General features: G+C 67.5%; 9 protein-coding genes. 4 read left to right on the forward strand and 5 right to left on the reverse strand.

Annotated elements, in window-relative coordinates; genetic code table 11:
- Window positions 1–29 precede the first annotated feature (29 nt).
- The 4 genes from H7X47_RS12855 (at window position 30) to H7X47_RS12870 (ending at window position 6,098) form a co-directional block, all read left to right on the forward strand.
- Window positions 30–1,733: an NAD(P)H-dependent oxidoreductase subunit E gene (locus H7X47_RS12855; protein WP_193369080.1), complete on the forward strand. Its 1,704-nt coding sequence runs from the start codon at window positions 30–32 to the stop codon at window positions 1,731–1,733.
- On the forward strand, window positions 1,730–4,522 hold the full coding sequence (gene fdhF, locus H7X47_RS12860; RefSeq protein ID WP_227010443.1) for a formate dehydrogenase subunit alpha: 2,793 nt from the start codon (window positions 1,730–1,732) through the stop codon (window positions 4,520–4,522). The genes H7X47_RS12855 and fdhF overlap by 4 nt, the downstream gene beginning before the upstream one ends.
- Window positions 4,523–4,757: 235 nt before the next feature.
- Window positions 4,758–5,156 carry a PA2779 family protein gene (locus H7X47_RS12865; protein WP_193369081.1) on the forward strand — a complete coding sequence of 133 codons (399 nt, stop codon included), beginning with the start codon at window positions 4,758–4,760 and terminating at the stop codon, window positions 5,154–5,156.
- 21 nt (window positions 5,157–5,177) lie between these two features.
- The gene (locus H7X47_RS12870) at window positions 5,178–6,098 is read left to right on the forward strand and encodes a PA2778 family cysteine peptidase (RefSeq protein ID WP_193369082.1); all 921 of its coding nucleotides are present in this window, start codon (window positions 5,178–5,180) and stop codon (window positions 6,096–6,098) included.
- Here H7X47_RS12870 and H7X47_RS12875 read toward each other — a convergent pair.
- The 5 genes from H7X47_RS12875 to H7X47_RS12895 form a co-directional block, all read right to left on the reverse strand.
- Complete coding sequence (locus H7X47_RS12875; protein ID WP_193369085.1) at window positions 6,095–7,180, reverse strand: diguanylate cyclase domain-containing protein; 1,086 nt, start codon at window positions 7,178–7,180, stop codon at window positions 6,095–6,097. The genes H7X47_RS12870 and H7X47_RS12875 overlap by 4 nt on opposite strands.
- Window positions 7,181–7,346: 166 nt before the next feature.
- Entirely contained in the window at window positions 7,347–8,456 is a 1,110-nt protein-coding gene (locus tag H7X47_RS12880) for a mandelate racemase/muconate lactonizing enzyme family protein (protein ID WP_193369087.1), read from the reverse strand.
- A 39-nt stretch (window positions 8,457–8,495) separates the two neighbouring features.
- The gene (locus H7X47_RS12885) at window positions 8,496–9,671 is read right to left on the reverse strand and encodes an iron-containing alcohol dehydrogenase (RefSeq protein ID WP_193369088.1); all 1,176 of its coding nucleotides are present in this window, start codon (window positions 9,669–9,671) and stop codon (window positions 8,496–8,498) included.
- Window positions 9,672–9,769: 98 nt separating this feature from the next.
- Complete coding sequence (locus H7X47_RS12890; RefSeq protein ID WP_193369089.1) at window positions 9,770–10,990, reverse strand: multidrug effflux MFS transporter; 1,221 nt, start codon at window positions 10,988–10,990, stop codon at window positions 9,770–9,772.
- Between the two features lie 188 nt (window positions 10,991–11,178).
- Entirely contained in the window at window positions 11,179–12,468 is a 1,290-nt protein-coding gene (locus H7X47_RS12895) for a hypothetical protein (RefSeq protein ID WP_193369090.1), read from the reverse strand.
- Between the last annotated feature and the right edge of the window lie 170 nt (window positions 12,469–12,638).

A 12,638-nucleotide genomic window follows, 5' to 3' on the forward strand; every position in this document is an offset into this window, starting at 1 on the left:
GGGGACGTATCAGGATCGGAGACTAGTCTATGCCAGAGGGAACGCCGCGCCCGTTTGAGCGGCAGATTCATCCGGGTTCGGGGCGCCGCAAGGCGCCATTCACGCCCAAGGGCCGTCAGCTTGACGCCGAGGCGCTGGACGACGTTCAGGCGCTGCTGGGCGACAAGCCGCGGCGGCCCGATCTGCTGATCGAGCATCTTCACCTCATTCAGGACAACTACGGCCATCTCTCGGCGCGCCACCTGCGGGCGCTGTCGGAGGAGATGAAGCTGCCGATGTCCGCGGTCTACGAGGTGGCGTCCTTCTATGCCCACTTCGATATCGTGCTCGACGGCGAGACGCCGCCGCCGCCGCTGACTATCCGGGTCTGCGATTCCATCACCTGCGAGATGATGGGCGCCCAGGACATTCTGAAGGCGCTGCCCCAGGAAGTCGGCAGCCAGGTCCGTGTCGTGGCCGCCCCCTGCATGGGCCGCTGCGCCTGCGCGCCGGTGGCCGAGGTCGGCCACCGCCATGTCGACAACGCCACGGTGGAGAGCCTGGCGGCGGCCGCCGCGGGCGGTCACCACGCGGTAATCCCGGACTACACCGACTTTGCCGCCTATGGAGGCGGGGGCGGGTACACGCTGCTGCGCGCCTGCCTGGCCGGCAAGCGCACGCCCGAGGAACTGATCACCGCGCTCTCCGACGCCAGCCTGCGCGGCCTCGGCGGTGCCGGTTTCCCGACCGGCAAGAAGTGGGAAATCGTGCGCGGCTATCCCGGCCCACGCCTCATGTCCATCAACGGCGACGAGGGCGAGCCCGGCACCTTCAAGGACCGCCACTACCTGGAGAGCGATCCGCACCGCTTTCTCGAGGGCGCGCTGATCGCCGCCTGGGCGGTGGGCTGCGAGCGCTGCTACATCTACATCCGCGACGAGTATCCGGCGGTCCGCGAGATCCTGAGCAGCGAGATCGCCAAGCTGGAGGCCGCGGGCCTCACCGAGCATTGCCCGCTGGAACTGCGCCGTGGCGCCGGCGCCTATATCTGCGGCGAAGAGTCGGCGATGCTGGAATCCATCGAGGGCAAGCGCGGCCTGCCGCGCCACCGCCCGCCTTACATTGCCGAGGTCGGCCTCTTCGGCAAGCCGACCCTGAACCAGAACGTGGAGACCATGTTCTGGGTGCGCGACATCGTGGAGAAGGGGGCCGAGTGGTTCGCTTCCCACGGCCGCAACGGCGGCAAGGGTCTGCGCTCCTATTCCGTCTCGGGCCGCGTCAAGTCGCCCGGTGTGAAGCTGGCGCCGGCCGGCATCTCGGTCCAGGAACTGATCGACGAGTACTGCGACGGCATGGCCGAGGGGCATGAGTTCCGCGCCTATCTGCCCGGTGGGGCTTCGGGCGGCATCCTGCCGGCCTCCATGGGCGACTTGGCGCTGGAATTCGGCGTGCTCGACAAGTTCGGTTGCTTCGTCGGCTCCCACGCCGTGGTGATTCTCTCCGACAAGGACGACCTGAAAGCCGCGGCGCTCAACCTCATGCGTTTCTTCGAGGACGAATCCTGCGGCCAGTGTACGCCCTGCCGCAACGGGACCGAAAAGGCGGTGCAGTTGATGAGCCGCAAGACCTGGGACGTCTCCCTGCTGGAGGAACTGGCGCAGGTCATGCGCGACGCCTCCATCTGCGGCCTCGGCCAAGCGGCGCCCAATCCCCTGTCCTCGATCCTCAAGTACTTCCCGGAGGAGCTGAAATGACCGCCATGACCTCCGCCCCGAAGAAGGAAGTGGTCCGCTTCACCCTGGACGGCCAGGAAGTCGAGGCCCTGCCCGGCGAGAGCATCTGGGAGGCGGCATCGCGCTACGGCACCAAGATCCCGCACCTCTGCTACTCGCCGGAGCCGGGCTACCGCGCCGACGGCAACTGCCGCGCCTGCATGGTGGAGATCGAGGGCGAGCGCGTGCTGGCCGCCTCCTGCATCCGCGAGCCGCGCGAGGGCATGGTGGTGAAGAGCGCCAGCGAGCGCGCCGAGAAGGCGCGCGGCATGGTTTTCGAACTGCTGGTCGCCGACCAGCCGGAACGCGCCACCTCGCACGACCCGGAGAGCAAGTTCTGGAACTGGGCCAGCGACATCGGCGTCACCGAGAGCCGCTTCCCGGCGCGCGAGACCTGGGCGCCCGACAACAGCCACACCGCCATGGCGGTGAACCTGGACGCCTGCATCAACTGCAACCTCTGTGTGCGCGCCTGCCGCGAAGTCCAGGTCAACGACGTCATCGGCATGGCCTACCGCGGCCACGGCGCCAAGGTGATCTTCGACTTCGACGATCCCATGGGCAGCTCCACCTGCGTGGCCTGCGGCGAGTGTGTGCAGGCCTGCCCGACCGGCGCGCTTATGGAAGCCAACCTGCTGGACGAGAAGGGCACCCGGGTCGAATTCGCGGACCGCTCGGTGGACACCCTCTGCCCCTACTGCGGCGTCGGCTGTCAGACCACGGTGCATGTGAAGGACGACAAGATCCTCTACATCGACGGGCGCGACGGCCCGGCCAACCAGAACCGTCTCTGCGTCAAGGGGCGCTTCGGCTGGGACTACATCTACAACAAGCAGCGCCTCACCAAGCCGATGATCCGGCGCGAGGACGCGCCCAAGCGTTGGGACGACCAGGTCGATCCGCTGAACCCCTGGACTCACTTCCGCGAGGCGACCTGGGAAGAGGCGCTGGACAAGGCGGCGGCGGGCCTGAAGAAGGTCTATGACGAGATGGGCCCCTCCGGCATGGCCGGCTTCGGCTCGGCCAAGGGCTCCAACGAGGAAGCCTATCTCTTCCAGAAGCTGATCCGCACCGCCTTCCACACCAACAACGTGGACCACTGCACGCGGCTGTGCCACGCGTCCTCGGTGGCGGCCTTGATGGAGGGCATCGGCTCAGGCGCGGTGACGGCGCCCTTCGGTGCCGCCAAGGACAGCGACTGCATGATCATCATCGGCGCGCGGCCGGGACAGAACCACCCGGTGGCGGCCACCTTCCTGAAGAACGCGGCCAAGCGCGGCGCCAAGATCATCGTCATGGATCCGCGCGGCCAGCAGATGGACCGCTACGCCTACAAGCACCTGAAGTTCAAGCCGGGCCGGGACGTGGCGCTGCTGAATGCGATGATCCACACGATCATCGAGGAAGGGCTCACCGACGAGCAGTACATCCAGGCGCATACCAGCGGCTATGAAGACCTGAAGGCCATGGTGAAGGACTTCTCGCCCGAGGCCATGGAGAAGGTCTGCGGCATCGATGCCGCCACCATCCGCGACGTGGCGCGGACCTTTGCGCGTTCCGAGCGGTCGATCATTTTCTGGGGCATGGGCATCTCGCAGCACGTGCACGGCACCGACAACGCCCGCTGCCTCATCGCGCTGACCATGATCACCGGTCAGATCGGCCGCCCCGGCACCGGCCTGCATCCGCTGCGCGGCCAGAACAACGTGCAGGGCGCTTCCGACGCCGGGCTTATTCCCATGGTCTATCCCGACTACAAGTCGGTGGAACTGGACGAGGTGCGCGAGCACTACGAGAAGTTCTGGGGCACCAAGCTGGATCCGAAGCGCGGACTGACGGTGGTGGAGATCGTCGATGCCGTCATCGCCGGGCAGATCAAGGGCATGTACATCATGGGTGAGAACCCGGCCATGTCCGACCCGGACCAGCGTCATGCCCGCGAAGCCCTCGCCAAGCTGGATCATCTGGTGGTGCAGGACATTTTCATGACCGAGACCGCCTGGCATGCCGACGTGGTGCTGCCGGCCTCGGCCCACGCGGAAAAGTGGGGCAGCTTCACTAACACCAATCGCGAGGTGCAGATCGCGCGGCCGGTGGCGCCGCCGCCGGGCGAGGCACGCCAGGACTGGGAGCTGATTCAGGAACTCGCCCAGCGCCTCGGCCTGGAGTGGACCTACAGCCATCCCAAGGACGTTTTCACCGAGATGACCGAGGTCATGCCCTCGCTGAACAACATCACCTGGGACCGACTGGTGCGCGAGGATGCGGTGACCTACCCGGTGGACGGCCCTGATGTTCCGGGCAACGAGATTCTCTTCGCCGAGGGTTTCCCGACCGCCGACGGCCGCGCGAAGATCGTGCCGGCCGGCCTGGTGCCGCCGGACGAGCTGCCGGATGACGACTATCCGATGGTGTTGACCACCGGCCGCATGCTGGAGCACTGGCACACCGGCGCCATGACCCGGCGCGCCACGGTGCTCGACGACCTGGAGCCGGAGGCCGTGGCCAGCCTGCATCCGCGCCAGCTGCGCGCGATGGGCCTGGAGCCGGGTGACATGGTGAAGGTGTCGACGCGCCGCGGCGAGATCGCGCTGCACGTTCGCGCCGACAGCGACGTGCCCGAAGAGATGGTCTTCATCCCCTTCTGCTTCAACGAGGCGGCGGCCAACATGCTGACCAACCCGCAGCTCGACCCCTTCGGCAAGATTCCGGAGTTCAAGTTCTGCGCGGCGCGGGTCGACAAAATGGACGTTTCCGCGGCAGCGGAGTAGCGGCGGGACAAGCAAGATCCGCGGAGGGCGGTACAGGTTAAGGTCGCGCCCTGGCCGTCCCTATCGCCTTGTGGTCGCATATCTTCGCGCTGCGCTGGGGCAAAGCTGCGTCAATTGGCGCGGCAGTCCGCCCGGTCAGCCAACCCATCTTGTCGCAAATCCGGCGTGTTGCTTAGACTCCCGAAGATTCGATGGCGGTTGCGGAAAGGCCGCCCGCTGCAAAAGGGAGCCCAGCATGAAGCACCTGATCATCGTTCTCCTTGTCACCGCGCTCGGATTCCAGTCACTGGTTGCCGTGCCGGCTCAGGCGGCAATGATCTCAACCGGCGACGTCGTCGCCGGTGACAGTTCACTGGCCAGCGACCGTGATCGCTTGAATGCCCTGATGCAGCGAGAGGATGTGCGTGCAGAGATCCGCCGCCAGGGCGTCGATCCGGATGAGGCGGCGGCAAGGGTGGCGGCGCTCTCCGACGCCGAGGTAGCGCAGTTGACCTCGCAGATCGACCAGCTTCCCGCGGGTCAGAACGCTATTGGCGTCATCGTCGGCGCCATCGTGCTGATCTTTCTCGTGCTGCTGGTGACCGACCTGCTCTGCCTGACGAGTGTGTTCAACTTCACCCGCTGCGCCAACTGAGTGCGGCGGGGGGCGTTCCCCATGGCGGCCCGGCTGCCGCTTTTCCTTCTGCTGCTCGCGATGGCGGCCTGCACCGCGCCGCAGACGGCGCGGCTTGTGGAGGATCCGGCTGATCTCCCGCGGCAGGTCCTGCTGGAGGAAGCACCTTTCTTCCCCCAGACGGACTACTACTGCGGCCCGGCGGCCCTTGCGATGACGCTGACCTGGTCCGGAGTGGAGCAAGATCCTGACGACCTCGTTTCCCAGGTCTACACACCGGGCCGTGAGGGGACCCTGGCCCCTGATATCGTCGCCGCTGCGCGGCGCCACGGCCGTCTCGCCGTGGAGCTGCGCAACCTGCGTGATCTTCTGACCGAGCTGGCTGCCGGCAACCCGGCGATCGTTTTCCAGAACCTGGCGCTCGACTGGTGGCCGCAGTGGCACTTTGCCGTCGCGGTCGGCTACGATCTCGACCGGCGGGTGCTGATCCTCCATTCGGGAACGACCGAGCGCCTGGTGACGCCGCTGGACGCCTTCGAGCGAACCTGGGCGCGCAGCGGACATTGGGCCCTGTTGACCTTGCCGCCGGATCAGCTGCCGGCCAGCACCGGGGCCGGACCGGTCCTGATTGCCGCGGCCGGCCTGGAACAGGCCCGGCGATATCGGGCTGCGGTCACCGCCTACGAGACGGCGTCCGTCCGCTGGCCGCAGGAGCCGGCAGTCTGGATCGGCAAGGGCAATGCTCTCTTCGCGCTGGAGCAATTCGCACCCGCCGAAGAGGCGTTCCGCGCCGCCCTGCAGCGCGCGCCGCAACACCCGGCGGCCTGGAACAACCTCGCCTATACACTGAGCCGCCAGGGGCGCCGTGACGAAGCGGTCGCTGCCGCCCGCAAGGCGGTGGAGTTCGCTGGAGACGACAACGCGGCCTACCGCGATACGCTGAAGGAGGTTTCCGGTCCCTAGGCCTCTGCAAGCTGCGATGCGAAGACGATGCGGCTGCGGCCGGTCGCCTTGGCTTCGTACATGGCCTGGTCGGCCTGCTTCAGCAGTTCGTCGTGGCCGGCGGCGTCGTCCGGGAAGAGGGCGATGCCGATGCTGGCCGCCACGGTGATCGGCGGTTCGGCTTCCTCGATGGTGATGTTGAGTGCTTCCAAGAGGCGCTCCGCCACGAGGCGAATCCCCTCGATGCTGCTGCCCGGCCTCATGCCGGCGATCACGGCGAACTCGTCGCCGCCCAGGCGCGCCACAAAGTCGCTGTCGCGCAGGCCGGAGGTCAGCCGCAGGGCCACCTTCTTCAGCAGCGCGTCGCCCTCGTCGTGGCCCAGGATGTCGTTCACCGGCTTGAAATTGTCGAGGTCGATGAACAGCAGAGCCTTGCCGGTCCCCGCCTGGCCGGCCACCAGCAGGGCCTGTTCCAGGAATTCCGTGAAGTAGCGCCGGTTGGGCAGGCCGGTCAGCTCGTCGTGCCGGGCCTGGAAGTCGCTCTGCTTGCGGCTTTCCTCGATCTCCTTGTTCTGCACCGACAGCTGCTCCGCCATCTCGACCACCTGACCGGCCTGCTGCTCGACCATGGCCCGCTCCAGGTCGATGTCCTCCAGGTAGCGGGTCAGTTCCTTCTCTTTGTCTTGCAGCGCTTCCTGGGCCCGGGTCGCTTCGGTCACGTCGACATAGGTGGTGACGAAGCCGCCGGAGGCGAGAGGTTCGCCGGTGACTTCCAGGACCGTACCGTCCGGGCGGTGGTGCCGGAAGCTGTGGGCCTCGAACTTGCGCGCGCGGGTCAGGCGCTCTTCGACCTGCGCTTCGGCGTCGCCCTCGCCGTACTCGCCGCGCGCCGCGTTGAAGCGGAAAATCGCTTCCAGGGGCGTGCCGGCCCGGCCCAGCTCGGGGGGCAGGTCGAGCAGGCGCAGGCAGGCCTTGTTGGCTGTCACCAGAAGCAGCTCTGCGTCGAAGATCGAAAAGCCCACGTGCATGGCTTCCAGGGCCTCCTCAACGGAGGCCCGGCAGCCGGTCCGATCGCCGCTGTCGAGTGACTTACCGTCGAACACGCGTGAACCCCTTCGCGTGAAGCCCTGCTGAGCTGCCATGCAGCATTGTTGTTGCCTGCCGGTCCCTGTCTACCGGGGGTGGTCATATTGGCGGATTTTGGTGAATCCACCCTTAATCGATCAGCGGAGGAAGCGTACACGTTATGGGCGATATTTCGCCAATGACTCATCCGACCCTGGTCGCCGCCAGGGTCGCTTCGTCCAGCTCGACGCCGAAGCCGGGAGCCTCGCCGAGCTGCAGCCAGCCGTCTACGTGCCCGAAGGGGTGGGCCAGCAGATAGTCGCGCCGCTCCAGGCCCCATTCCGGCGGGTCGAAGGGAAACTCGATGAAGGCGGTTTCGCCCAGCCCGGCGGTGAGGTGGGTGTTGGCCACCACGCCGAAGCCATTGGACCAGGTGTGCGGCGTGAAGGTGATGCCGAACTCCCGCGCCATGACCGCCACCCGGCGCAGCCCGGTGATGCCGCCGACCAGGGCGCAGTCCGGCTGCACCACGTCGAGGCAGCCCTCGGCGATGAGGTCGCGGAACTCGTAAAGCTCGCGCGTCATCTCGCCCCCGGCGATGCGCAGGTCGACGCTGTCGCGCAGGCGCTTCAGCCCCGCGCGGTCGGCGCGGTGCAGCGGCTCCTCCATCCAGTAGACGTCCAGGCGCTCCAGTTCCCGTGCTACGGCGATGGCGTCCTTCAGCGTCCAGGGAGCCTCGGTGTCCCAGGGCATGCGCCAACCCTGATTGCAGTCCACCATCAGTTCCAGGCGCGTGCCGATGCGCTCGCGCACCGATTCCAGCGCGGCTATGTCGTCGCGCCAGTCACCGCGATGGAAGCGGACCTTCATGGCGCCGAAGCCGGCTTCGGCGAAGCGCTCGGCGGTCTCCGCCATGGCCTTGGGGTCGCGCAGCACACCGGAGGAGGCATAGGCCCGCACCCGGTCGCTGCGCCCGCCCAGCAGGCGCCAGACCGGCTCGCCGGTGATCTTGCCGGTCAGGTCCCAGAGCGCCAGGTCCAGCGGCCAGCAGCGACCGTAGTGGAACTGGATATGGGACAGCACCTCGTAGTGGCGCTCCACGCGGCGGGGATCCTGGCCGATGAAGAGATCCTCGTGTCCCTGCAGGCCGAGCAGCAGGTCGCCCGAGCCGATGCCGACGCGCCCCTCGTTGTCGGTGACCCGCACCACGGTGACGTCGAAGTGCTGGCGCGGGCGGCCGTCCCAACTCGCCACGAAAGGCGGGTCCAGGGGCAGGCGGTGGTGGCTGACGTCGATGCGGGCAATGATCGGCATGGGCGGCTCCGCGCTCTTTCGGCTCTCGGTCGGGCGATTCTAGGCGAGGGCCATAATAGCGCCGGAGAAGCGATCGATGTCGGCTTCCGTCACCTCGCGCGCGCTGGCCAGGCGCATGGGCCGGTTCTCCGCGGCCCGCATCTCGGCGGCCAGGGCTGCGTTGTCGAAGCTTCGGAAGGCCTCGGGCAGGCGGCGCGCGACGCCGCAGCGGGTCATGAGGTCGCTGTACCAGGCGGGCAGCTCTTCCGCGCTCTTCAGGCCGCAGGCCCGCGCCGCGGCGGCAAAAGAGCCCCCATCCGCTTCTTGGGCATCGGCCTCGACCGACCAGGCGAGGGTGGCTTCCAGGCCCAGAGCGGTGGCCAGACCGTGGTGGACCGGGGCCAGCCCGGCCAGGGCGTGGGAGATATTGTGCGCGACGGCGGTGCCGCAGTTGTCGATGCCGATCCCGGCGAAGGCCGAGCCGAGCAGCATGGCGCCGCGCGCTTCCAGGTTCCCGGGCTGCGTCACGGCGGTTTCAAGCGCCCCGGCGACGAGCGCCAGGGCTTTGTGGCAGGTCGGGCTGTTGCCCGGGTTGGCGCGGCGGTTGGTGCAGGCCTCCAGGGCGTGCACAAAGGCGTCGAGCCCGGTCCAGGCAGTGAGCTGCGGCGGCAGGGAGAGCGTCAGTTCCGGGTCCAGGACGACGCGCCGGGGCTTGGTCTCCTGGCCCCAGATCCACAGCTTCTTACCCTTGGGACCGGTGAAGATGTTGGTGGCGGAAAGCTCCGAGCCGGTGCCGGCGGTCGTCGGCAGGCAGATTGCCGGCAGGCCCCCGGCGGGCAGCGGCTGGGCGGCCAGGGCGTAGTGCAGGGCCGCTTCCCCGGCGGGCGCGATGGCGGCCGCTACCTTGCCGATGTCGAGGGCCGAGCCGCCGCCCAGCGCGACGACGGCTCCGGCGCCCAGACGGCGTGCCGCTTCGGCGGCGGCGTCGATCTGCGCCGCTTTGGGTTCGCCGGCGATATCGGCATAGAGCCCGACCGTGGCGCCGCTTGCCTCCAGGTCCTGCACGATCGGCGCGACCACCCCGAGCTCGACCAGGGCCGCGTCGACGACCAGCAGCACCTTGTCGGCGCCGGGCGCGACGGCCTGCACGTCGTCGGCCAGGGCCCGGCTGCGGCCGGGGCCGAAATGGATCTCCGGCACGGCGTTGAGCGAGAAGGGAACGGGGGTAGCGGTCATAACGGGTCCTGCGCCAAGCGTGTCGCTCCGGCATTAGCCCAGGCGGCGGACGGCGGCAAGCCTCTGGGCGACGGGACTTGGCTTTCCGCGCCGGTGGCTCAGACCTCGCCCTGGCGGCTGCGCCGCGCCGCCAGCACCAGGACCAGGGAGCATCCGCCGGCGATCAGGAAGCCGATGGTGAGCGGCACCACCGTCTGATCGTAGAAGCGCCCGATGACAACCGAGAGGACCACCGCGACCAGGCTGGAGATCGAGGCGATCATCGAGGCGCCGAGCCCGGCCACGCGCCCCAGCGACTGCATGGCCATGGCGTTCACGTTGCCGAACAGCAGGCCGTTGCAGAAGAAGATGGCAAAGCAGAGCGTCATGAAAATCGGGAAGGGCGGCACCCCGCCGTGCGACAGCGCCAGGAACAGCAGAAGGGCGGCAAAGCAGATGAGTCCCACCAGGGCGGTGACCGCGAGGCGGTGCATGCCGAAGCGCAGCACCATCTGGCTGTTGGAAAACGACGCGATGCCGATGCCCAGCGCCAGGATCGCGAAGTAGAGGGCGAAGAGCTCCCCGACGCCGTAGAGGTCGACCATGATCGCCTGCACGGTGCTGAGGTAGAGAAGCAGGGCGCCGAAGAGGAAGCCGGCGGCGAAGGTATAGGCCATGACCGGCCCGTGGCGCACGATCAGCAGACCGTTGGCCAGGATCGAGGCCAGGGAAAAGCGGATGCGCCGCTCGGGCGTCAGGGTTTCCGGCTGGCGGAGCTGCATCCACAGGGCGACCACGGCGGCGATGGCCAGGAAGACGTTGAAGATGCCCCGCCAGTCGGCGACGGCAAGCACGGCCTGGCCCAGGGCCGGGGCCAACATGGGCACCAGGATGAAGACCATCATGATGAAGGACAGGATGCGCGCCATGGCGGCGCCCTCGAACTGGTCGCGGATCAGCGCGCGGCTGGCGATCTTCGGGCCGGAGACGCCGATGCCCTGGACGATCCGCCCCAGCAGCATCTGCTCCAGGCTGCCGGCGGTCATGGCGATCACGGTGCCGGCGCCGTAGATGGCGAGGCCCAGCAGGATCGCCTTCTTGCGCCCGATGGCGTCCGACAGCGGCCCGAAGAAGAGCTCTCCGAAGACCATGCCGAAGATGAAGAGGGTGACGATGAGCTGGGTGTCGTTGGGGGTGCCCACGGCCAGTGCCTGCCCCATGTCGCCCAGCGCCGGCAGGATCGCGTCGATGCTGAGCGCGATCAGCGAGGTCGTCAGCGAGAAGAGCGCGACGAATTCGGGCAGGCGCAGGGCGGGCTTGGCGAGGCTGGTATCGGTCATCCGAGAGGGGCTGTGTCGTCCGGCAGTTCGGGAAAGGATGCCGAGACTACTCCCTTGCTGGCCGAAAAGCCCAGTGCCGTTGCCGCAACCCCCTCATGCGGGCGGCCGGGAACCTGTGGTCCCGGCCGCTGCAGATGAAACGGGCCCCGCGGCTCTTCGCCTCCGGGGCCCGTTTTGCTTCGCCGTCCTTACTCGGCCCGCGCAGGCCGGGACGGGGTCGGGTCGACCGGTTCGGCCCGCTTCGGCTTCACGGCCGGGGTGGGGCTGGCGCCGCCGCCCTGCTTGACGCCGCCGACCACGCCGCCGCCGAGGACCGGGTTCACCTGCGGGGTGCAGCGGTGCTTCCACACGGCCGTGTCCATCGGCTGATAGTGGCTCGGCCAGATCTGCTCGTCCGCGTCCTTGCCGCGCACGTAGACCCGCAGGTTATGGACGACTGTTTTGTTGAGGTCGAACTTGGAGACTTTGGGCAACTCGATCTCGAAGTCGTAGAACTGCTTGCCGTTCTTTGAGTCGAAGGCGATCTTCTGGGAGTCGTGGATCGTCTCGCTGCCGTCGTTGATGCGGATGCGGATCTCGCCCTTGCCCTGGCCCATGTAGTTCACCCGGATCGTGCGGGTCGCCGGGCAGGCGCCGGCGTAGAGCGGCAGGTTGGGCTGGAAGGTCATGCTGGTGATCTTGAGCGGTGAGGGACCGGCCTGAAACCCGTTCGGCGTATTGCCGCCGATCTGCGCGTTCAGGACCGGCGTGTCGTTGATCGCCGGATCGCCTTCGTAATGGATGGTAAGCGGCACCATGACGGTCTCCCAAGCGCCGCCCATCGTGTTCTTGTTCGGATTGTTGTAGTGGTACATGCAGGTGGCGCCCAGGCTGATCGGACGGTCGACGGAGAAGCTGTGGTTCTGGCGCAGGAAGGCAACCTTGTCGCCGCCGCCGTTCACGTGATCCTGGAGCTTTTGATTGAAGATCGCCACCGGGTCGAAGCGCAGGTTGGCGGGGCCGTTCTTGACTTTGGCGAGCGGCACCACGAAGGGGTCCTGGTCCACCGAAGTGGTCTCTTTGTGCGCCTTAGCAATAGGGTTGGCCCGGTCCCATCCGGCATGGCTCGGCAGATAGGCCGCTTTGTAGAGCACGTTCAGTTCCCAGATCTGCTCGTGCCCCAGCCCCAAGGTTCCGAAGTACATCTTGGTCCCGCTGAGCAAGAGACGCGATTCAGCGAGTGCCGGCGGCTTCTCGCAGCTGACCCAGCCGCTCATCGAGATGCTGATGTTCGGGTTCGTGGGCTGAATGTCCACCGCGTTGACGTGTTTGTTAGCCGAGACGTTCTTGATGTTGACGGCGCCGCTGATCCCGTCCTGGGACAGCTGAATGCTGTAGACGTGGTCCGAGGTCTGGCCGGCCAGGGCCGGAGCGGTCAGGGCGGCGAAGCCAAGGGCAAGGGCCGAGGCCCCCAGGGTGAAGGTCTTGAAGGAAGGCATGCTGTACTCCCACAAAAAGGCTTAGATCGCGGTCCGGAATAGGGATATCCCCCCGCTTCTGCCCATAAGTCGGCAGGGGGCACCAAAGGGTTCAAAGGAAACTATCGACCGGGAGCGGGCTTGAGAACCCGCGCCGCCGCTTTACGGTCCTGCGCAAATCCCGCCGTTTG

It is taken from the genome of Pelagibius marinus (assembly GCF_014925385.1).
GTDB lineage: Bacteria > Pseudomonadota > Alphaproteobacteria > Kiloniellales > Kiloniellaceae > Pelagibius > Pelagibius marinus.